Source organism: Ferrimonas aestuarii (assembly GCF_005116665.1).
Lineage (GTDB): Bacteria > Pseudomonadota > Gammaproteobacteria > Enterobacterales > Shewanellaceae > Ferrimonas > Ferrimonas aestuarii.
In genome coordinates this window covers 110321-132801 of sequence record NZ_SWCJ01000004.1, presented here as the reverse complement: position 1 = coordinate 132801, position 22481 = coordinate 110321, and the positions used below count along the sequence as shown (strand labels likewise).

The window sequence follows — 22481 nt, the reverse complement described above, 5'->3', positions numbered from 1 at the left end:
GTCTAGTGATGGTTTTTGGAGCGCTTATGAGCCGCCGTTTTTCCCTGTTCCTAATGGCATTGATTATCCAAGTGGGTGCGATGGCATGCTGTGTTGCGGCTGAGCCGGAGGCCGCAGAGCTCAAAGTTGGAGTATTGGCGAACTGGGGCGGTCAGCAAGCCGAGCGCCGCTGGCAGCCGATGATGGATTATCTGAGCGAACGTGTGGATGGCGCACGTTTCAGTGTGGTCCCAGGCAGCTTTGAAGAGCTGAATCAGGCGATGCTGGCGGGGCAGATTCAGTTCATTGTGAGTAATCCAGGCCAGTACCTGCACCTCTCCAACCAGTTCCCGTTATCGTGGCTGGCGACCATGCGCTCGCGTCAACACCGTGGCACCACCTATGCCATCGGCTCTGCCATTGTGGTGCGCGCCGACAGTAAGATAAAAACCTTGTACGATCTGAAAGATAAAACCGTGGCTGCCAGTGGTTTCTACGCTTTGGGTGGCTATCAGGCGGCGCTGGGGCTCATGCGCCAATTTGGTATTGATCCTGAATCCTACTGGAAAGAGATCCGTTTTCTGGGGTTTCCCTTAGGGCCGTTGGTGTTTCAGGTGCGAGACAAGAACATTGATGCCGCCATCACCCCGTTTTGCACTCTGGAGAAAATGGTCGAACGTGGCGTGGTTCGTCGCAACGATTTTCGAGTTCTTAACCCCAGTCGACCTGAGGGGTACGATTGTCAGGTCAGTACGCAGCTCTATCCCAATTGGTCCTTTGCCGCCAGTGAGCAGGTGCTACCACACATCACCAAGCAGGTAACCGAAGCGCTGTTTGAGTTGGATGCCAGTGACCCCGCCGCCATTGCCGCGGAAACCCTAGGCTGGACCGCACCGATCAGTCAGCTCAAGGTAATACAGCTGTTTTCCAATCTCGATTACCAAGCCAAAGAGGTCAATAACTGGCAGCCAATTCAGGATTGGATCGAGAAGAATCAGCATTGGGGGTTAACGGCGTTGGCGCTGTTTTTGATGGCGACCTTTTATCACATCTGGATCGAGTTTAAATTTCGCCAAAAAAGCGATCGGTTGTTGCAGACTGAGCGAGAGCTAAAGCAGAAAGCGATTCAGTTGGAACGCCTGCACAGCGCCGCCGTAGTGGGAGAAATTGGCGCGGGCTTGGCCCATGAAATTAACCAGCCGATCGCCGCCATCAATAACTACAGCGAAGGTGGCTTGATGCGCCTTCAGGGGCAAACTCAACCGGATACCGAGATGGTGGCGCTGCTCGACAAGATCAACCAACAGTCGAAGCGCGCTGGGGCGGTGGTGCATCGAATTCGCGGCCTGTTGAAGCGTCACGAAACCGTGTTGGAGAAAACCAACCTGTTGGACGTGGTGGACGACAGCTTGGATCTGTTGAAGCTGGAGCTGGAGCGCCATCAGATTCGCGTGCAAAGTAAGGTCAACGGAGAGCCGAAGTTTGTCATGGCCGATAAGGTCGGGTTGTTGCAGGTGCTGGTCAACCTCATAAAAAACAGTGCCGATGCCATGGCCGAATCCCCCCAAAGTACCCTGAAACAGATCTTCATTGAAGTCAGCTTTAATGAGGAGCTGGTGACCTTGTCGGTCACCGATAATGGCCCAGGATTGCAGGAGGAACCCCACAAAATGCTCGCCAGCTTTAGTACCACCAAGGAGCAGGGCTTGGGGCTGGGATTGGCCATTGTTAGCGATCTCATCAAACAGCATCAGGGGCAGTTTCGCATCGATAACTGCCCAGAGACGGGAGGATGTCGAGCGCAGTTTTCGCTGCCGCTACTGATGGATTAGGCAGAGAAGGGCTGACCCAGTCAGGTGGCGAGTGCTTTTGTGAACATCATTACGGAAACGGCGGCGCAAAGGCACTACTGTTAGTGTTGAAACTTCTGTTACCTTCAAAATGAGATCCATACATGTCCGAATTCAACAAAGCCTTTTTTGACCGTGCCAATGCCCACATCAACCTAGCGAATGAGCACAACAAAGATCCGCTACTTAAAACCGGTGAAGTGAGCGCCTCTTTCATGTGGGGTGTGGCCCGTTACAACGCCTGGTTTGGGGCGGCAGGCTGTGAAAGTGGCGAGCAGATGGCAGCTCGTAAGCAGGAGATGATGGAGTATTACGTCAACGAATATCGTAAAGCGTTGGAAAATCACATGGACGAATACATCGAGAATTTCGACGCCTACATGAAAGGGCAGTAAGCCCACACTCTAGGGTCTGTTGACCTTTCGAGCTCATTTTAGCGCCGCGACTGCGGCGCTTTTTCGTCTCTGCCGTTACTCAATGTCGGCCAGCAGCGCTTGACGATCCATCTGTTTAACGAAGGTTAACAGTGCGTCGGCGATGGGCGTTACTGGCTTATTTTTAATGCGCACCAGATACCAGTTGGTGACAATGGGTAACTGGTCAATTTGCAGCACCGACAGGCCCGACTGGCCGCCAAAGGTCAGGGTGTGCTCCGATAAGATGGAAACCCCGAGTCCTGACATCACCGAGTGTTTGATCGCTTCGTTACTCTCAATGGTCATGCGCACATTGGGCTGACTGCTGCGCTGTTTTAGGTGCTCTTCGATGGCATGGCGAGTGCCCGATCCCCGCTCGCGCATCAGAAACGGTGCCTGACAGAACTCCTTCCAGGAGACCTTAGACTGCTGGCTGAGGGGGTGATTCGTCGGAGCGATGGCCACCAAACGGTTGGGGAGAAATTCCACCAACTGGTAGCCCTCATGCTGAGGTGGATGGCTGAAGATACAGAAATCATCCTCTCCCTGCTCCATGCGATCGACAATCTGCTGGCGGTTGCCCACAGTAAAATGCACGTCGATATGAGGGTAGAGACGACAAAAGTCGGCGATCAGGTGTGGGGCGAAATACTGAGCCGTGGTCACCACCGACAGCTTCAGGGTACCCGCCGTGAGTCCTCGCATATTGGTCAGTTGCATATCCAGCCGTGAAAAGCTGTCCATCACCTCTCTGGCGCTTTTGACCACCTGCTCTCCAGCTTCGGTGAACTGTAGGGTTTTGCCCAACTGGAAGTAGATTGGCATGCCGATGGCATCGGTCAGTTTCTTAAGCTGAGCCGATACCGTGGGTTGGGTCAGGTGCAGTGACTCGGCGGCTTCGGTGACGCTGCGGTGCCGATAAACGGCCAGCAGGATCTCCAATTGGCGCAGGGTACCGATCTTGGCGTGTAATCTGGACGGCATCCAAGGTTTCCATTCTGAACAGGTTTTATATAGATAATAATCTATATAAAAGATAGAAATTATCTATTTTTATTTATATTTTGCCTAGTTCAGAATCCGCAGCAGATTTAGGTTGTAAGGAGACTGAGATGCAAACTCGTCAATATCTATTTGGCATGGCCAGTGGCTCGGCGTTGTTGCTGGCGGCCAGTCAACTGGCGCAAATGGGGCTGATTAACTGGTCACTGGCCGTGGTTGCGGCGCTGATGATTGTCGTCAGCGGTGGCGGGTGGTGCCATCAATGGGTAACCCGTCAGCGTCAGCACGCCTTGTTGCCAGCCCAAATGCGCAGTCCGGCTCGAGGTCGTCGTTAATGCAGATCGATATCGTGGTTGCATTTTTTGTGTTGGGCATGGTGTCGGTGTTGGTTAATAGCCGCATCGATTTCCCCAAAGGCTTGTACCAGACCCTGATTCTGTTTCTGCTGCTGGCCATCGGCCTGAAAGGGGGCATGGCGCTGAATGAGCACGTGAGCAGCGCGCTAGTTTGGCAGTCATTGGCAGTGCTGGCATTGGGTTTCCTACTGCCGTTATTGGCATTTCCGTTACTGCGCTGGGTCGGTGGTTGGTCCCGTACCGACGCGGCGGCGACTGCGGCCCATTATGGTTCGGTCAGCGTGGGCACCTTTGCCGTTGGAGTGGCGTTTCTAGAAACTCAGCAGATCCATTATGAAGCGTATTTGCCGCTGTTCGTGGCTTTACTGGAAGTGCCTGCAATCGCCGTGGGATTGGTGTTGGCCAAGAGTTACGGCAACAACACTCAAGTGGGCAAACTGGCCCATGAACTGTTGTTGAATCAAGGTGTGCTGCTATTGATTGGCGGGCTGCTTATCGGCTGGTGGGCGGGAGAGCGGGTTGCCAATATCGCGCCGCTGTTCTTTGAGTTATTTCACGGCGTCTTGGCGCTATTTCTGCTGCAGATGGGGCGAGTGGCGGCTCAAAGGTTGGGGGATTTAAAGGGCAAAACCGTCTTTTTGTTGAGTTTTGGTGTGGTGATGCCTCTGCTGGGGGCGGGCATCGGAGGCGTACTGGGTTACGGCTTAGGTTTGTCTATTGGTGGCACCACCTTGATGGCAGTACTTGGTGCCAGTGCCTCTTACATCGCGGTGCCTGCGGCTTTGTCGGTGTCGCTGCCATCGGCGAACCTAAGCTTGTCCCTAACGGCCTCTCTGGCGATTACGTTCCCATTTAATGTGATGGTGGGCATTCCTGTGTATTTGGCGTTGGCGTCGTACTGGATGTCGGGTTAACAGAGACACGTGGTTAAATTATCCATTTCATTTTCAATGAATCACAGTTGTGAAATGGATCTTGAATATTGTTAATTGAACGATGTTTTCCAAGATTTCGGTTATTTGTCGATATTTTTAGGATGATAAAAATAAGCGGGCTGAACTCTCTTTGATCTGCTCTTTTTAGTTATTTGTTCGTTTGTCCTGAGTTACACTGTGATCTGGATCTGTTCATGACTTCATCTTAGATGCGATACTGTTTCTCGGCAGCAGGACAATGAAGCCGATGAAGAGTATTCGAGGTTTGGTTTGTGGTTTTCGGGATTTTCAGGGAAATTTAGATGAAGTTAAAAAACTCTGTTTTTGTAGGCCTTTCTACATTAACTCTGGTGGTGATATTGTTTATCACGCTTTTTTTGCAGGTTAAACTCTCACCTTTCATCACAACGTTAGTTGAACAAGATTTAAATAATGAAGCCCAGTTAATCACCGAAAAGATTGAAAATAAATTAGCCGTCCCAGAAACAACCGTTATCAATATTGCTAAGTCATTGGAGAAGCTTCCACTTGATCGGCAATTATTTATTGAGGCGTTTGAACCACTCATTAATCGTTCGGATATTGTTGTTGGTGGCGGTATTTGGCCTGAGCCCTACAAATTAACAGGAAATAAAGAGAAAGATTCAATTTTCTGGGAAGTAAAAGGTGGCTCGGTAGTATTAAATAATGCATACAACGCTGCCGACAGCAGCCCTTATCAGGCTGACTCTTGGTATCTCGATGCGAAAAACAGTAGCATAAATGGCAGCTGTGTTTGGTCTGATGCCTATGTCGATCCGGTTTCGAATGCCAGTATGGTGACCTGCGCCAAGAAGGTAATGCGCGATGGAGAGTTCTGGGGAGTCTTTACTTTGGACATCAGTCTGGAGTTTATGAGCAACCTAGTTGAAGAGATTCAAAGAGAAGGACAGCAAGCGTTTGTAATCGGTGAGAACCGAGCATTTCTGACCCATTACTTGGTGGGCGACGAAAGTGTCGCGATGAAAGGTTTAGGCGAGGTGCCACGCTTGAGCGAGATGCAAACTGCGATCAACAATAATGCCAATGCCTTCGCTATTGATGGAAACAGTTATGTGCTGTACACCAAGGGCATGCATAACAATTGGATTGTCGGCATGCAGATGGATGAAGCGGTTGCGTTTAGCGACGTAAATGGCTTTAAAGTGATGATCTACGTTTCATTATTTGTGCTGATGGCCTCTTTCTGCATTGTTGTTTTGGTTTGGATTAAGAAATTTATTACCACCCCCATTGGCGGAGAGCCAACAGATATTGAATTTATTGTTAATGATATTTCAAACGGCAATTTATCAAGCAATCTAAATATCACCAATAACGAAACCGGCATCTACTCATCGATTCTGTCTTTGAATAATCGATTGTCGTCGACCATTAAGTCGTCGTTGTCAATTTCGGATAATGTCAGCGCCTCTTCTGAAGAGCTTACTGCCGTGATGCAGAATACCGCCAAGAACACTCAAGATGAACTGGCGCAGATTGAGGAGATCTCAACGGCCATTAGCGAGCTGTCCAATACCTCGAAAGAGGTTTCCTCCAATGCGGTGTACGCGGAAGATGAGACCAGAAAGGCGATTGATAATGTCAGCACGGGTAACGAGGCGCTGGAGAAATCCATAGCCCTGACGCAGATGATCAGTGACTCGGCACAAGATACGGCGCACATGATTGAAGATCTAAAAAACAGCACCATCAATATTGGTGAGGTCACTAGCGTCATCAGTTCCATCTCCGATCAAACCAACCTACTGGCGCTGAACGCCGCAATTGAAGCGGCTCGTGCCGGTGAGCACGGCCGAGGCTTTGCGGTGGTCGCCGATGAGGTACGTGTGCTGGCCAGTAAGACTCAGCAATCCACCAAAGACATTCAGGAGATCATTTCGACGCTGCAAGCCAAGTCGGAAGAAGCCAACAATAAGATGATCTCTAACGTCAGCTCGATTCAGGAGTCGGTTGAACTGTCACGCAGTGTGAAGGCGTCGTTTGATGACATTTCAGAGTCGATCAAATCGATCTCCGATATGAATGCCTTGGTGGCCGCGGCCTCTCAAGAGCAGAGCTGCGTGACCGACGACATTGCCAAGAACACCACGCGCACCTTTGATCTGGTGAACGAAAACGTGGCGGCAGTCAATCAAACCCAAAAAGCGGCGCAAGAGCTAGCCGCGCTGGCCGAGCAGCAAAATCAGGAGCTGTCCTTCTTTAAGGTGAGATAAGCCCAATGGCGTGACACCGCAACTGCGAATGCAAAGCCGGCTCCTAGATTGAGCCGGTTTTTTTATTGTGTTGTGTCTCAGAATGGTGCGTGTAGCAGCCCGTTAGAGCCAGATGTCATTGCGCTAAATGTGGTTTACCACAATTGACTCCTGCGCTTATGCGCTGGCCAAAAATGGCTCAATGCGGCGGAGATCACCTCTTAAACCATCGCGGATTCGAAATGTGGTTTACCACAATGTTCGACGATTTCACCTTGTTTAACACTGGTGTTAATTCATTTAACAACCATGTCGCTGCATAGGGGAAAATCAAATGACACTGAATCGGCGAACCTTCTTGAAAGGGGCAGGAGTGGGTACGGCGGGATGCGCGCTGTCCGGTATCCTTCCTGGCACATTGGCGGCGTATGAGACGCAGCCACTTAATGGCCTCGGCAGTTTTACCCACAGTGTGTGTGAGATGTGTTCCACCCGCTGTCCCATTACTGCTCGAGTGGTGGATGGCAAAAATCTGTCCATCTTGGGAAACCGCAATGCCAAGTCCTTTGGCGGTGCGGTGTGCGCTCGTGGCGGTGCGGGCCATTCACAGCTTTACGATCCCCAGCGATTGGTGAAGCCCCTCAAGCGAGTCGGTGAGCGCGGTGAAGGCAAATGGCAAGAGATTGAGTGGGATGAAGCCTATCAATACATCGCCACCAAGATGCAGGCAATCAAAGAGCAGCACGGCCCGGAAAGTGTGGCCTTCTCTTCTAAGTCTGGCTCCCTTGCCAACCACCTGTTCCATCTGGCCAAATCCTTTGGTAGCCCAAACACCTTTACCCATGCCACCACCTGTCCTGTGGCTTATAAGGTCGCCGCGAAGGCGATGTTTGGCGGTTCGCTGAAGCGGGATTTGAGCAACAGCAAGTACGTAATCAACTTTGGTCACAACCTCTACGAGGGCATCAATATGTCCGAGACTCGAGGGTTGATGAAAGCGCAGACCGAAGGTGGCTGTAAGCTGGTGGTGTTTGAGCCTCGCTTCTCCATTGTGGCCGACAAGGCCGATGAATGGCATGCCATCAAACCGGGTACCGACGTCACTGTCGCCCTGTCACTGTGTCATGTGCTGATCAACGATGGCCTTTACGACAAAGCCTTTGTTGAGCGTTACGTCAGTGGTTTCGAGGAGTTCGCCGCACAGGTGGCAAGCTACACCCCGGAATGGGCGGAGACCATCAGTGATGTGAGCGCCAAAGACATTCGCCGTATCGCTCACGAACTGGCGGCCGCGGCCCCCCATGCCTTGGTCGATTTTGGGCACCGCACCACCTTTACCACCGAAGAGTTTGACATGCGCCGAGCCATCTACGCGGTCAACATCTTGATTGGTAATTTGGAGTGCAAAGGCGGCCTGTACATGGCTAAAAAGGCAAAGACCTACAATAAGTTTGCCGGTGAGCACGCCACTCCAAGCTTGGCAAAAGCGTCAGTGAAGTCGATGCCGGAGATTCAGGCTCAGCGTATTGATGCGGTGGATAAGCAGTTCTCCATGTTGTGGAGTGCCGGCGGCATCTATCAGTCCATCTTGGATGCCACTCTGGAGTCCAAGCCTTACCCCATTCGTGGCTGGGTGATCAGTCGCTCCAACCCGATGCAGACCATGACCGACCGCGCTAAGGTGGTTGAGGCGATGCAGCGTATGGAGCTGGTGGTTTGCTGTGACATCTACGTCAGTGAAACCGCCGCCTACGCCGACATCATTCTGCCAGAGTCCACCTATCTGGAGCGAGACGAGGAGTTCGTCGACAAATCCGGTAAGCAGCCCGCTTATTACGTGCGTCAAAAAGTGGTTGAGACCATTGGGGATACCAAGCCGAGCTGGCTGATCTGGAAAGAGTTGGCACAGGCGATGGATCTGGGTCAGTACTTCCCTTGGGACAGCATTGAAACCTTGCGCATGCTGCAGACCAAGAACGATCCGCAGATGTACAAAGCGATCATCAACGATGGCTACGTCAGTTATGGCACGCCACTGCTGCTTCGAGATACCAAGGCGGTGGCTAAGTTCCGCGCGCGGCATCCTCAGGCATTGGCTGCCGATGCTGATGGCAGCTATGCCAGCCAGATCAAGTTCAAGACCCCAAGTGGCAAGATTGAGCTCTACTCCGACAAGGTGGAGCAGATGGCTCCGGGTCGCGGCATGATTCAGTACCGCGAGGTCACCCTGAAGAAAGCCGATGAGCTGTTCTTTATTCAGGGCAAGGTGGCGGTACACACCAATGGTGCCAGCCATGCGGTGCCGATGCTGCATCGCTTGATGCCAGAGAACAGCGTCTGGATTCACCCGCTGACCGCAGGCCTGCTCAACATCAAATCTGGCGACCGCATTCGTCTCTACAACGACACCGGTTTGGAAGAGAGCGTGGCCCAGGTGACCCCAGGCATTCGCCCAGACACCGTGTTCACCTACATGGGCTTTGGTTCGAAGAACAAAGAGATGGCCAAGTTCCATGGTAAGGGCGTGCACTGTGGCAACCTGCTTCCCCATGTCACCTCTCCGGTGGTCGGCATGAACCTTCACACCACAGGCGTCAAGCTGCTGAAACTGTAATTGGAGTCGATGATGAATAAACGATATGTGATGGTGCATGACGAAAATAAGTGCATCGGTTGCCAAGCCTGTAACGTGGCGTGCCGCAGTGAAAACGGCATTCCCGATGAGGTAACTCGACTGCAGGTGCGTATTGAAGGCCCCTTCGGCCAGTTTCCTAACCTGCATTACAAGTATCACCGAGTTTCCTGTCAGCAGTGTGAAAATGCCCCGTGCGTGAAAGTGTGCCCAACCGGCGCAGCGGCAGTGGGCGACGATGGCATCATTTCGGTTGATAAAGAGAAGTGCGTTGGCTGCCTGTACTGTGTGGCAGCGTGCCCCTACAAAGTGCGCTTTATCAACCCAGAAACCCGAGTGCCAGATAAGTGCGATTTCTGTAAGAGCACTCGTTTGGCTCGCGGTGAACAGCCTGCCTGCGTCAGCGTTTGCCCAACCAAGGCGCTGACGTTTGGTGACGCCAATGACCCGAATTCCGAAGTGAATCACCTACTCAATACCAAGCTGAACTATCAAGACAAACTGCATCTTGGCACCGAGCCACGCATCTACCGCATTCCTGGTAACAAGGGAGGGATCAAAGCATGAACAATATCTGGGGACCGATGGATCAATACGATCCCGTTGTTTGGAACTGGATCATCGCCGTCTATCTGTTTATGGCGGGACTGTCAGCAGGTTCGATGTTGGTTGCCATCGGCTTACGTTGGTTTAAGCAGAGCCGAGGTTTGCCGGTAGAGGGCTTACCGGTGATCAAGGCATCGGCCATAATCGGCCCGGCGGCCATCTGTGCGGGCATGGCATTACTGGTGCTGGATTTGACTAAGCCGTTTCAGTTCTATCTGATTTTGATTAACTACAACTTCACTTCGGTGATGGCTTGGGGGGTATTGGCGCTGTTGGTTTACATCCCGCTGGTGTTTGTCTATTCGGCGCTGGTGTTTGAGAAGCCATTGCTGCAGCGTTTTCCCGCCCTCACCGGTTTGGCCAAATTATGCCGAGCGGTGGAGCCGTTACTGCTGAAACTGATTTTCGCTTTGTCGATCGCTGTGGGCGTCTACACCGGCTTCCTGTTATCGGCGATGATCAGTTACCCAATCCTCAATACCGCAGTATTGCCTGCGCTGTTCTTGGCGTCGGCATTGTCGGTGGGTTCGGCGGGTAACATCTTGGTGGCGACACTGTTTTTCAGTAAAAAAGAGTCAGATTGCATCGAGCATGTGCATCGTATTGAGTACCCAGTGGCCTTTAATGAAGCCCTGTGTCTGGTGCTGCTGTTTGTGGGATTGAACTTCTCCGGCCCTGCTGCTCAAGCGGCGACGGCAGCCATTAGTCACGGCGTCTGGGCTCAGGTGTTCTGGATTGGGGTCGTGGGCCTAGGGCTCGCCGTGCCGCTTCTGGCCAGCTTGTTTGCCCCCCATCATTGGCGGCATACCAAGCCCTATCTGATCGCCGTATCCAGCTGCACCATCTTAGGGGTGTTGTCGCTGCGTCACTTCGTGGTTTATGCCGGCCAGATGTACATCAGCTAATAAAACCGACTTCCCATAACGAAAAAGGCCGCCTTTATGAGGCGGCCTTTGGTTTGTGTGATGATGAAAATTTAGATTACTTCGCTTGCTTTGCTGCTTCGGCGCCGGCGATGCGGCCAAAGACTACGGTGTCGGCGATGGCGTTACCGCCAAGGCGGTTCTTACCGTGCACGCCACCGGTTACTTCTCCGGAGGCATATAGCCCTTTGATCTTAGTGCCATCGTTCAAGAATACTTCGGTGTTTTCATTGATGGCGATGCCGCCCATGGTGTGGTGAATGGCCGGTGCCACATCAACCACGTAGATTGGGAAGCGAACGTCGGTCTTCATGAATTTCTTACCGAAATCGAGGTCTTTACCGGTTTGCTGGAACTGGTTGTAGCGCTCCAGCGTCGCTTTGGCTTTAGCGGCTGGCATGCCGGTTAGCTTCTCCATCTCCTGGTAGCTGTTGACGATGTCCACCAGCCCCAAGATCTCTAGGCCTTTCACCTGGCTTAGTTCATTGACCACGTCCTGATCGTAGAGCATCCAAGCATGGTTGTTACTTTGATCGATGATGGCGCCAGAAACCACGTCTCGGGTTCCCAGTTCATCCACGAAGCGTTCACCTTGGTCATTGAGCAAGATGGCGCCTGCACCACGAATGGTTCCGGTAATCAGGATCTTGCCTTTAGCGGCGGTTGGGAACAGCTGAATCTCTTTGACGTCACGAACTTTGCCGCCAATCTCCTCAACCATCTTGATGCCATCGCCTTGGTTACCCTTGTTGTTGGTGGTCGCTACCCCTTTTAGATCGCTACGGAAGCTGGCTACCATGTCATTGTTGGCAGCAAATCCGCCGGAGGCGATAACCACACTCTTCGCACCCACCATGTAGTAGCCCTGGTGTTTACCTTTGACCACAACCCCTTGGATCTGATCTTTATCGTCTACCACCAGCTTCACTGCAGGTGCGTTGACGCGAATTTCAATCTGCTCTTTTTCGGTTGCGGCGATTAGGGTCTTCATGATGTGTGGACCCGCTTTGGCGCCACCGGTTGGGCGGTGAACACGCTCGTAGCTATGACCACCAGGACGGCCAACGGAGTTCAGATCGGCACCGAGATCTTTCAACCAGTCGATGCTTTCGGCGCCGCCTTCAGCCAGAGTGCGCGCCAACGCTTTGTCGTTGTGCTGATAGCCGCCCTTCATGATGTCGTTGTACCACACCTCTTTGGTGTCGCCGATCTTAAGTGCTTTTTGAGTGCTGGATTCCGCCGAGGCCATGCCGCCCGCTGCCAACATTGAGTTACCGCCCGGCAGTGGTTCTTTCTCCAAAATGAGGATGTTGTCGATGCCAGCTTGTGATGCCGCTACGGCTGCTGTGGTACCAGATGCGCCAGAACCGATAACGATAATGTCGTGCTGCTCTTTTGGACCGGCTTGGATCGCTTTTTTCACCATCTCAGGGTTAACGTCGACCTTAGTCGGTTGCCACTCATTGCTGCCGCCAGGCAGGCTCATGTCGAAGTCATGGCAAGAGTTGCACATTAGGTTGCCTTGCTGATGACCTGAGTGGCAGGTGGTGCAGTTGAGGTTACCTAGATCTAGGTGGGAATCGTGGGGATCGATATCATGGCTATCTGGCGTGGCCAGTTCCTCATATTCACCGTGGCAGTCTACACAAGCGGCGTTCTCTTGAGCGAGAGCATCCCGAACGACCATATCTTGGCTGTGGCAACTATCGCAGCTGGTGAACTCTTTATGCATCGGCACAATGCCTTGGGCGAAACTGCCAGCGCTAAAAAATAGAGCGCCGGAAACAACTAAAGATAACTTGGAAACTTTCATAATGGCTTTTCCGTACTGATTGGGATTGAGGCCATAATAAAAAGAATTTTCGAAGGTTGAAGTGGTGGCTGTGGCTTTATTTTTCTTATGTGTTGAGGGCTGGGTAAATATAAATATAAAATGCGAAAGGTAAATTAAATGGATGATTGTATATTTGCAATCATCCATTTAATTAGTGAGTAATAGCTCTTAATTTATTCCTTATTGATCGGCAACCACATCTGTACGCAGGTTCCTTGTTCAGGCTGAGACTGCAGCACCAATTTACCATTGTGCTCCAGCATAATGCGTTTGCAGATTGCCAGCCCTAAACCCAATCCACCCTCGGTTCGCCGGGTGGTGAAGAAACCTTCGGTGGCGTTGGCCAGAGTCTGTTCACTCATGCCGTGGCCGTTGTCGATCACTTCGATTACCGCATGTTGTGCTTGCACCTTCGCAGTAACTCGAATTTCACCTCCCTGTTTAGGACAGGCGCGCATGCCATTATCGATAAGGTTTACCAGCACCTGTTCTAGCCTCGCTTTATTACCGATTACCCTAATGTCGAGTTCGGACGATTCCACTTTCAGAGGAATTCTATGGCTGTTGCTGAGGCTATTGCACAGCAGTTGCGTGGATTGGAACAGCTCATTGAGCTGGAGTGGCTGGAATTCGGTCGCCGGTGTTGGGCGAGCGTAGTCTTTAAGCTCTTTAACGATATTGGCGATCTTCTTGCTGGCTAGGTGCAACTGCTGATGCTGCTGCTCACTGTCGTTAGCGATCGCTTCAAGGTTGAGTTGGTGTAACTGCAGATCCAGTTCCAGCCCCGGGGTCTGCTTAAGAAAGGTCAGCAGCCTTTTGGTGTGGGCATGACAACTTTGGGATGCCTGCATAATGATGCCGTTGGGGTTGTTGATCTCATGAGCGATACCAGCGGAGATTATCCCTAGGGTGGCCATCTTTGCTTTATCTTCAGCGATGGCGGATTGACGTTTAAGCTCAGCGGTATGGCGGTTGACGGAGCGCCGCAGGGTGACGTTCCAGACCAGCACGGCAAAGAAAAACAGCACTCCGGCGGCGGTGATGTTGATGAAGTTATCGGTAAGCTGTTGATGGCGGCGAATGCGTTCTGTGGTGCTAAACCAGTGCTGGCGCAGCTTAAATAAGCTGCCGTCGTTGCTGAGCTGATTCAGGGCATCGTGGATGCCTTGTTGCAACCATTTGTCCTGATTTTTGATGGCATAAGCGTAGGAGCGAGGGAACAACGGCAGGCCACTGCTGGCAATGGCTGCTGTTGGGTATCGGGCCAGAGTATCACGACCGATCACGGCATTGGCCAAGGCTGCATCGGCAAGGCCATCACTGACCAGTTCGATGGTTTGCCGTTCTGAATCGGCGTACAGAACTTGAGCATTGATGCCTGAATTTAGAAAGGCAAATTCGGTATAGCTTCCACGATTAAGAGCCACGGTTAGGCCACTAAGATCTGACAGTTTCCGGATACCAGGAGCGTGTTTGTGGCTGTATATGTGGCTGTAAGCTAATGAGAATGGATAGGCTTCAAAATCTGGAGTGAGCCCTGGGTTGTGGCCACCATCTGGGCTGATACCGATGGCAACCACATTGATGCGGCTTGCATTGAAATCTTGCATCACTTTTCGCCACGGCCCGGGAACAATCACCAAGGTTTCGTTCAACTGTTCGGCAATTTGCCGCATCAGATCAATATTAAAACCTTCGGGTTCCCCCTGTTCGTTTATCCACTCATAGGGGGCGAAGTCGTGGTCAATGCCGTAGACGATGTCTGCCCTAGCGTTCCAGCTAAGGACTAAAGGCAGCATCAGCAGCAGGCGAAAGGTTCTTAAGATCATAGCTTGGCAATCCGGCGACACAGGGCGGCAGGTGATAGCCCTAACAGTGCGGCGGCGTCTTTTTGGCTGCCGTTGCAGCGATTTAGCGCCTCTTTGATCAACAGCTCATTGGTTTCGGTCAGAGTGGGAAGTGGGTTGGGGAACACCACTTTATGGCTGATGATGGCGCTATTTGAGTTTGGTTGCGTTTTGCAGCGCTGGGTCAGCACTTGCAGCGATAACTGCTCTTCCCCTTGATACCAGGCTTCGGTTAACAGTGCCGATAGCTCACTGATGTTGCCGGGGAAAGGGTAGCTGCGTAGCAGTTCGTAGAGGTTATTGGGCAGTTCGGCTAGGGCGGCTTCTGCACTCAGTTGCTGCAATAGGTGGGGGACCAGTAACTCCAGATCTTCAGTTCGCTCTCGCAGAGGGGGAACACGCATGCGGTGAACACTTAATTTGTAGTAGAGATCTGCACGGAATTTTCCTGCGTCAACGAAAGGTTGTAGGTCCACCAGTGTGGTGCAGATGATGCGGGTGCGAATAGGTAGCTGCGCATCGGTGCCCAGAGGGGAGTAGTGGTGGTGATTAAGCAGTTCAAACAACACACTCTGGGCGTAGGAATCTAGGAGCTCGACTTGCGATAGCACCAGATAGCCGTCCTGCAATTTGTGCAAAAGTCCTAATTGGGGCTGGCCAAAGCCTTGGTAACCTCGGCTATAGCCAAGCAGTTGTTGTAACCATTGTTGACTGTCGGAATGGCAGTGCAGCCGCTCTATGGCGTGCTCACCCCCTAAGCAGCGAGCAAGAGTCATCTTGCCGGTACCGGTTTCCCCTTGAATCAGGATTGGCGCATGGCTGTGTTCGATGGTTTTGGCGTATCCGATCAGCTGCTGCATCTTGGGGCTGCGACTGATCAGACTGGCGTAATTGGCATCAAATTCGGCATTAGGCTCGAAGTAGCGATCAACCAGAGAGCGGTAATTGATCTCTAGGTTGGTCTTTTCGAGTATGGTTTGCAGTCGTTGCTGTAGCAGCTCTGTTTCCGAACCCTTGACCAGAAAATCACTGGCGCCGGCCCGCATGCATTCTACTGCAGTGGCCAAATTATCCATGCCGGAGACTACGACCAAGGTGATGTTGGGGTAGAGGCAATGTACCTCATTGATTATCTGTAAGCCGTTAATGTCGGGCATCATTAGGTCTAATAGAATCAAGTCTATTTCGACACTTTCCAGAATACTGGCACACTGCTTGGGATCGGAAGACTTAATAATATTGACCTCAACCGGCAGCTCGCTGATCAGCTGGCTAAGGTTGTCTACCCAGACGGGTTCGTCGTCGAGAATCAGTGTGTTCAAGGTCTTCATCGATATACCTTCCGGATTAATTATCTGGCCATTTAGCTGAAATAAATCGGCCTTCCGACAAGTGCTTTTACAGCACCGGTTCAGCGTTACATTGGCTAAAAAGGGATCACCATTCCTTCTCAGTAGTGCCTTTGTGTATTAGAGCGCTTCTGAGTTGAACAGATAACTAAGCAGGATGACATTCCCCCTCGAAAGTATGGGGCAAGAGTACTGGGTTGGATTAATGAAAGGCGTTAACTTTCGCCCAATTCTGTATTTCGCTGTTTTTATCTTGTCAGAGCGTGACCCACCGATAGCGTTAAAAGACACCAATTGCAAAATTGCAACTGGTGCCTAACTGGCAAGGAACGAATGAAAAATTAGAAGAAGTAGGCGATGTTGATGTTAACTCGGCTATTCCAGCTGTCGTCAGCATCATCTAGGCCAAGTCCTGCATCACCTAACCATACGGAGTTTTTGGCGTAGTAGTGGTCGATGTAGAACTTAAACTTATTTACCTTGATGCTCACCCCGGTGGTGTTGACGATGGAGTCATCCTGAGTGGTATCGGCGGTGTCTGGGGTTACGATGCTGTAGTCGTTGTAGATGTTAAAACTACCCCAGCTGCGGGAGAACTTCTTAGCGATGTTTGCAGTGTAGATCTGGCCTTTGCTTGCCACCTCATAGGCGCTGTTAAGCATTTTCACGCCGTAGCGGTTGGTGTCGTTGCTGCCATCGGTGGCTTGATCGTAATCGTAATCCACCATCTGCAGCTGAATGTTCAGACCCTGATAGTTGGCATCTAGGTGCACGGCATAGGCGGTAGAGGTGCCGTTGTCATCCAATTTGGCGTTGTAGAGCTGGCCATATTCCAATGACGCACCCAGTTCGAAATCGATACCCACAGCGTCAAAGGCATAGCTTTGGCGAGCATTAAAGGTGTTGGCTTCTTCGTTGTTGTATTCGGTGCCATTGATGGTGCCGCGATAGGCATCGGCGGCAAAGCCACGTTTGTCAGTGGCCTTGTAGGCAGAGTTCTTAAAGAAAGCCAGCTCTGAGGTCCAGCCATCCTTTTGGTAAGTGGCTTTACCACCAAGGTCGAAAGCGTCCTCGAAACCAAGGTAGTAGTTCAGGCTGTACCACCAGTTGTGAGAGGCATAGTTACGGTTACCGAAAGGCTTGCCAATGATGCCTGCATCAAAGCGCCAATCTTCGACTCCGGTGTAGTAGACATAACCATACTTCAGGTAATCATGGCCATTCATAAAGCGGTAAGCGGCTTTGGAGCCCCAATTGTCGTCCCAGTTGCCTTTAACCACGATTTCAAAGCTGTTGAAGTCGAGGTCGCCGCCTTTGGATTGGGAGGAGTCACTAAAGTCTTTGTATGCGTAGTTGTACTTTAGTGAGCCGCCAATATCGAAGTCACCGTCATGGGCAAAAACATTGGCCGATAGGGCTGAAATAATGCTGAGTGTAATAAGTGATTTTTTCATGGTTTTCATCATCATCAATGGGAAAACAGGCCGAGACGTGCTCGGCCTCTTAAAGGGTTATTTATCGGCGTCTGAGTACATCCAGGCTTCAGCCTCTTTGCCTACGGCTGGGGCGATCTGCTTAGGTGGCATTACGCAGTGCTTCTGAGGATCGTCGTCGGTCCAGCACTCTTGAGGCATAAACGGCAGGCCACCAACATGGATGGAATCGAATGCTTGGTCGTCTTCCTTCCACCAGAACCAGATCACTTCCAGTGGCTCATCACCGGTGTTTTTAATGGCGTGAACGTCGAATGGGCGGGTTAGAACGAAGGTGCCAGGCTTGGCTTTTACAACACGGTCGTAGTTGTAAAATTCACCCTCGCCACCAACTACCACATAGGTTTCCCAGCTCGGATGCTGGCCAACGGCGTAAACGGCACCCGGTTCAAAGGTAAAGGTACCAGCCATGATGTTTTTCACGTCCAGTGGAGCACCAGGGCCCATTGGGTAGGTGTAGGTGTAGCTTGGGTTAGCTTCGATGTTGCTGGCATCGATACCATGGTCCGCAGCCCATTTCTTATAAGCTTTGAAGCGTGCGGTTTTCATCTGCGGCAGTTCATCGTAAGCGTTGATGTTCCAAGGCAGTTCTACACGAGGACCCGGTACTGGATACTTGGTGCCGTATTCGTTGTAGCCGCCTTTTTTCATCTCAGCGCCGGAGATATATTCCCCTTCCCATTCCCACTCACCATTTTTTGGGTTGGAGTCGGCAATGGCGGCAGTAGAGAACAGGGTAGCTATGCATAAACTAACCAATGAATTTTTCATAATACTTATTCCGAGTTAATTAAGTTCTAATTCAGAATATTCAATTAACTTATTCGAACAGTGATGAAAATCACGGGTAACTTTGTATAAGTTATTTATATTTTTATTTTGTGCCAAGAGGATGGCTTATATTGATTGAAGGCATTGGCTTTGCAATTTTTTATTTTGATTGCAAAATGTCAACTTCCTCACTATTAATTAATGATGAGCTTTTTGTTTTTAGTGTTTTTTTGGAGTTTGATGGTATTACATCATAGTGCGAGCAAGACGGCTGCTGCATCTTGATGGTGGATTGCTTGGTAGTGATCATGAAAGAAAAAACCACAGCCGAGTGACTGTGGTTTTTGGCGCTTGCGGGTGAGCGAATTATTCGTAAAACGCTTCCACAGTACCTTTGCGCTTAACCAACATCGGTTGGCCTCGGCGGTCTAAAGCACGCGGAGAGGCGACTTTAACCCAGCCTTCGCTGATGCAGTACTCCTCAACATTGGTGATCTCTTTGCCGTTGAGGCGAATGCCGATGTCATGTTGCAGGCACTCTTCTGCGTAGTGTGGGCTACGAGGGTTAATAGACAGGTGATCTGGCAAGGCTGGCTTGGTATCGCTCATTATCATCATCTTTAGTTTGTGAAAATCGTGGCGAGTATAGACCGAATGGCGGGTGCGCTCAATGAGGATTGAGTTCCCATCAGAGGGAGGCTTGCGTCTCAAAAGCCGTTGTGTGACTTGGGGTTATATTCTTGCTGAGAGGCGATTGCGTGTACTGTATCGAGAGGGAGGTTTTTGTATCAGCGCCATCGAACAACTGAATCTACAGCGAGAACAAAGGCCGCCCAATCGAGCGGCCTTTTCGGTGTGGCGAGAAGATCAGTTCGGAGTGAACAGCACCTTAACGCTCGCATCAACGTCGGCACTATCGATGTATCCTACAGCACCTGGGTTGTTGGCGATCTGGGCTTTCACCATGGCCGCCGAGTCCACCTCAACGGGGGCTTTGGCTTTACCGGTAAATACCTGCTTTGACCAGTATGATTTCAACTGGGCTTCAGACTTACCGGTGACTTTGGCGTGAAAGTCTGCTTTGAGGGCATCACCGGTTTGACGTTCAACAACAGTGATGGATCCGGCACCAGGTAGGGTTTTAATTTTACCTAGAAACAGGCGCTTTGCTTGAGCGGCGTTGATCTCTGGTGCCGATGGGCTACCAACAATAACAACCTGAGCCAGAGCGACGTTGCTTACCAGCAGGGACAGAGCCAATACAATAAATTTCATCAGATGCTCCTACTTAAAAGACCAGGTTGATGGACATGCTGTAAACGGTGGCGTCGGTGAACTGACCGGAGTTTACAGGTACGGATACTGATCCACCTGGAACAGGGAGATCAACGTTGGTGCGGTTCCCGGGTAGGTAACCGGAGGTACCATCAAAATCAGTGGTGTGGCTTACGTCAGCTTTAATCGCTAGGTTATCGGTGAAGTCCCAACGAACACCAACGCTGTAGGTATTGCGTTCAACATCAAGGTGCGCCACCAGATCCCCAGGAAGCGCGCGCTCTTCGGCATCTTTGGTGGTGGTGGTGGAATACATGATGTACGGCGAGAAGTCACCAATACGATAAGTACCAGCTACATACCAGCTGTCGATGTCAGCGACAGAGCCTTCTACTTCGATTCGGGTAAATTCACTGGACACCATCCAGTTGCCGTTATCCCAGCGTCCACCTAGGCCGATGAATTCGCCTTTTGAGCCATCCATGTAAGCCTCATCGGACTCTAGATTGGCGGCGTAGTAGTTACTGCGCAGAGTCAGCTCATCCAACTCGTAGGTAAAGGAGGCACCGATGATGTCTCGCAGCTTGATGGACGCAACATCCATGCTTTCAGTGAAGTTTTCATCGATGGTGGTCTGGCCGTAGTTGGCCTGTATACGCAGTTCACCATCGCCTACCAATACTGGCTTGATGTATTCGATACCGGTGTAGCTCTGAACTGGGAATAAGCTATACACCTCATCGGATGGACGCATCCAAGGGTAGGCGTAACCCACTTCTAGGTAGTCGGAATCCATGAACAGTGGCAAACGCAGGCGACCGGCACGGATCTTGGCGGCGTTGTCGAACTGATAGGAGGCGTACGCCCACTCGGCTTCCACATCCCAATCGTTTTCACCGCGGGCAGCCAGTTGCAGCACGGTTTCAATGCGGTCGGTTACTTGATAGTTAAACTGCAGCGCGAACAGGCTCTCGTTTTCGAAATCTACCTCTTCGTCATAGCCCAAGTAGCCCGAATCATTATCAGACTGACCGACGACGATGTTGGCAAAGCCATTGATGCTAAGTGAGTTTACCCAGCTATCGGATTGGGCACTGGACTCCAGTGCTGCAACGCGGGCTTTTAGGGCGTCGATCTCTTGAGATTCAGAGGCGTGGGCGCCGAACGCAGACAATAGGCAGCTCGACACTAGAGCCAAAGGTAGTGTTCTCATCATACTTCTCCGAGAATTTATCGTTATATTTTGAACTGGTTTACTGTGTCATTGATGGTGGCATTCATGCTCTGCAGCGCATGGCTGACCTGTTCCAACTCCGACATAGACTGGATGGACTGACTGGTTAACTCTTTGATGTCATTAACGTACTGGCTCAGAATTTCCGAGGTTTGGTTTTGCTGCTCTGTGGCAGTGGCAATCTGAGTGTTGATGTCGTTAATGCTGCTGACTTGTTGGTGGATGCTGTTGATGGCGTCACCGCTCTGGTTCACCTTCTCCACACTGGCTTGCGCGATTTTGGTGCCTTGCTCAATGCTGGTCACTGCTGCTTCTGAGGCTTGTTGTAGCTCCTCCAAAACCTGCTGAATTTCGGCGGTAGAGTCTTGAGTTCGAGACGCCAGCGAGCGCACTTCATCGGCGACCACCGCAAAGCCACGCCCTTGTTCGCCGGCGCGAGCAGCTTCAATGGCGGCGTTCAGTGCCAACAAGTTGGTTTGCTCGGCAATGCTGCGGATGGTGTCGAGGATAAGCCCCACATTGCTGCGGTATTGCTCAAGGCGAGTGATCTCTTCAGAGGTGTGCTCAACTTCATCGGCCAACTTGTTGGTGGAGTCGATGCTGGAGGTCATCAAGGCATTGCCCTCTTCCACAGAGAGCTTGGCGTCGTTGGCCACCGTGGATGCTTGTGACGCGTGGGCGGCAATGTGACGGATGCTTTCAAACATCTCAGACAGCGCCGTGGTGGTCTGATCAATGGCGCTGGATTGAGTGCCAATGTTATTGGTGGCTTGCGAGGTCAGCTGCGCTAATTGCGATGAGGTTTGTTGAATTTGCTCTACGCTGTCAACGGTTTGCGCCACCATATGGCGAATCTTTGAGATGAACTGGTTAAAGTGATCAACCAATTCGGCAAGTTCATCTTCACCGTCATACTTCAGTTGCACCGTAAGATCGCCTTCACCCTGAGCAATGTCTTCCAAAGAGCGTGTCACGCTTTTCAAGGCGGTGATGATGGTTCGGGCCAACAGCATGGTGAGAATGCCGGTGATGACAATCACGCTTATTCCAAGAGCCAGTGCGGTAATCTGAGCGCTGGCGGTATCAGTGCTCGTGGCATTGACGTTCGATTCGATGGCGTCATTGGCACGGTCTCGTTGGGCTTGGAACAGGCTAAGTGTTGTTTCAAATTGCTCATTGGAGCGCGCGGCTAGGGCTCCTAGCTCGGCCATATCGATGTCGCCATCGATCATTTTATTGGCAAGGGAGTAGGCTTGTGAGTGATAATTTTCCAGCGCTTGTTTAAGGGCGGTCACTTCACTTTGGGCAACGTCATAACCGATAAGCGAGTTTAGAGACTTATTGATCTCATCTTTGAGAGTGAGAGTTTCATCTAGAATCTCTAATTCACCCATCATTACGGCGTTTTCCATATCCTCTGTAATTTTATTTAGGCGAACAACGTTAGCTTGAGATTCGGTGAGTGCCGGATAGAGTTTGAATTGAAGTGACTCCAACATCCGGCTGTTCTTCGACAGCGTGACATTGAAGATGGTGAGCAAAAGGACAAATCCTAAGATGGAAGCAAAGCTTAACAGGAAAAATTTGTGGGTGATTTTTAAACTTTTTAACATCCGTACCTCAACAACTTAGGCCGTAACATCCAGTGTAATTTGGAATGCATAGTAAGCGTGTTGAATTGTGCTTTTCAACATGAAAATTTAGTGAAAAACTGTAGCGAAAATTGCAGAATCTCATTCATTTAG

General features: G+C 51.0%; 18 protein-coding genes. 8 read left to right on the top strand and 10 right to left on the bottom strand.

Going from position 1 to position 22481, the window contains the following annotated elements; all coding sequences use genetic code 11:
• The first annotated feature begins 26 nt into the window (after positions 1–26).
• Positions 27–1811, top strand: a complete 1785-nt coding sequence (locus tag FCL42_RS07525; protein WP_229359807.1) for a sensor histidine kinase — start codon at positions 27–29, stop codon at positions 1809–1811.
• Positions 1812–1933: 122 nt separating this feature from the next.
• Positions 1934–2224, top strand: coding sequence for a DUF3144 domain-containing protein (locus tag FCL42_RS07520; protein WP_136862786.1), 291 nt, complete (start codon positions 1934–1936; stop codon positions 2222–2224).
• Between the two features lie 75 nt (positions 2225–2299).
• Here FCL42_RS07520 and FCL42_RS07515 read toward each other — a convergent pair whose 3' ends face one another.
• Positions 2300–3229 carry a LysR family transcriptional regulator gene (locus FCL42_RS07515; RefSeq protein WP_136862785.1) on the bottom strand — a complete coding sequence of 310 codons (930 nt, stop codon included), beginning with the start codon at positions 3227–3229 and terminating at the stop codon, positions 2300–2302.
• A gap of 128 nt (positions 3230–3357) precedes the next feature.
• Here FCL42_RS07515 and FCL42_RS07510 point away from each other — a divergent pair, with 128 nt between their 5' ends.
• From FCL42_RS07510 to nrfD, 6 genes are all read left to right on the top strand, one after another.
• Positions 3358–3582, top strand: coding sequence for a hypothetical protein (locus tag FCL42_RS07510; RefSeq protein ID WP_136862784.1), 225 nt, complete (start codon positions 3358–3360; stop codon positions 3580–3582).
• Complete coding sequence (locus FCL42_RS07505) at positions 3582–4517, top strand: sodium-dependent bicarbonate transport family permease (protein ID WP_136862783.1); 936 nt, start codon at positions 3582–3584, stop codon at positions 4515–4517. The genes FCL42_RS07510 and FCL42_RS07505 overlap by 1 nt, the downstream gene beginning before the upstream one ends.
• A gap of 323 nt (positions 4518–4840) precedes the next feature.
• The gene (locus FCL42_RS21830; RefSeq protein ID WP_205729239.1) at positions 4841–6793 is read left to right on the top strand and encodes a methyl-accepting chemotaxis protein; all 1953 of its coding nucleotides are present in this window, start codon (positions 4841–4843) and stop codon (positions 6791–6793) included.
• Positions 6794–7106: 313 nt separating this feature from the next.
• Entirely contained in the window at positions 7107–9386 is a 2280-nt protein-coding gene (phsA, locus tag FCL42_RS07495) for a thiosulfate reductase PhsA (RefSeq protein WP_136862782.1), read from the top strand.
• A gap of 12 nt (positions 9387–9398) precedes the next feature.
• On the top strand, positions 9399–9971 hold the full coding sequence (locus tag FCL42_RS07490) for a 4Fe-4S dicluster domain-containing protein (protein WP_136862781.1): 573 nt from the start codon (positions 9399–9401) through the stop codon (positions 9969–9971).
• Positions 9968–10915: an NrfD/PsrC family molybdoenzyme membrane anchor subunit gene (nrfD, locus tag FCL42_RS07485; protein WP_136862780.1), complete on the top strand. Its 948-nt coding sequence runs from the start codon at positions 9968–9970 to the stop codon at positions 10913–10915. The genes FCL42_RS07490 and nrfD overlap by 4 nt, the downstream gene beginning before the upstream one ends.
• A gap of 76 nt (positions 10916–10991) precedes the next feature.
• On the opposite strand, the gene FCL42_RS07480 is transcribed toward nrfD, so the two are convergent.
• The 9 genes from FCL42_RS07480 to FCL42_RS07440 all read right to left on the bottom strand — a co-directional run bounded on the left by FCL42_RS07480 (position 10992) and on the right by FCL42_RS07440 (position 22349).
• Positions 10992–12746: a flavocytochrome c gene (locus FCL42_RS07480; RefSeq protein ID WP_169308326.1), complete on the bottom strand. Its 1755-nt coding sequence runs from the start codon at positions 12744–12746 to the stop codon at positions 10992–10994.
• Positions 12747–12940: 194 nt separating this feature from the next.
• Positions 12941–14596, bottom strand: coding sequence for an ATP-binding protein (locus FCL42_RS07475; RefSeq protein ID WP_136862778.1), 1656 nt, complete (start codon positions 14594–14596; stop codon positions 12941–12943).
• Positions 14593–15945 carry a sigma-54-dependent transcriptional regulator gene (locus FCL42_RS07470; RefSeq protein ID WP_136862777.1) on the bottom strand — a complete coding sequence of 451 codons (1353 nt, stop codon included), beginning with the start codon at positions 15943–15945 and terminating at the stop codon, positions 14593–14595. Before FCL42_RS07470 ends, FCL42_RS07475 begins: the two co-directional genes overlap by 4 nt.
• A 359-nt stretch (positions 15946–16304) precedes the next feature.
• Positions 16305–17417, bottom strand: a complete 1113-nt coding sequence (locus FCL42_RS07465; protein WP_229359806.1) for an OprO/OprP family phosphate-selective porin — start codon at positions 17415–17417, stop codon at positions 16305–16307.
• 57 nt (positions 17418–17474) lie between these two features.
• Complete coding sequence (locus FCL42_RS07460; RefSeq protein ID WP_136862776.1) at positions 17475–18227, bottom strand: dimethylsulfonioproprionate lyase family protein; 753 nt, start codon at positions 18225–18227, stop codon at positions 17475–17477.
• A 366-nt stretch (positions 18228–18593) separates the two neighbouring features.
• Positions 18594–18836: a DUF3297 family protein gene (locus tag FCL42_RS07455; RefSeq protein WP_136862775.1), complete on the bottom strand. Its 243-nt coding sequence runs from the start codon at positions 18834–18836 to the stop codon at positions 18594–18596.
• A 258-nt stretch (positions 18837–19094) separates the two neighbouring features.
• Positions 19095–19502 carry a type 2 periplasmic-binding domain-containing protein gene (locus FCL42_RS07450; RefSeq protein WP_136862774.1) on the bottom strand — a complete coding sequence of 136 codons (408 nt, stop codon included), beginning with the start codon at positions 19500–19502 and terminating at the stop codon, positions 19095–19097.
• A gap of 13 nt (positions 19503–19515) precedes the next feature.
• Positions 19516–20715 carry a porin gene (locus tag FCL42_RS07445; protein WP_169308325.1) on the bottom strand — a complete coding sequence of 400 codons (1200 nt, stop codon included), beginning with the start codon at positions 20713–20715 and terminating at the stop codon, positions 19516–19518.
• Positions 20716–20738: 23 nt separating this feature from the next.
• Complete coding sequence (locus FCL42_RS07440; protein ID WP_136862772.1) at positions 20739–22349, bottom strand: methyl-accepting chemotaxis protein; 1611 nt, start codon at positions 22347–22349, stop codon at positions 20739–20741.
• Positions 22350–22481 lie beyond the last annotated feature (132 nt).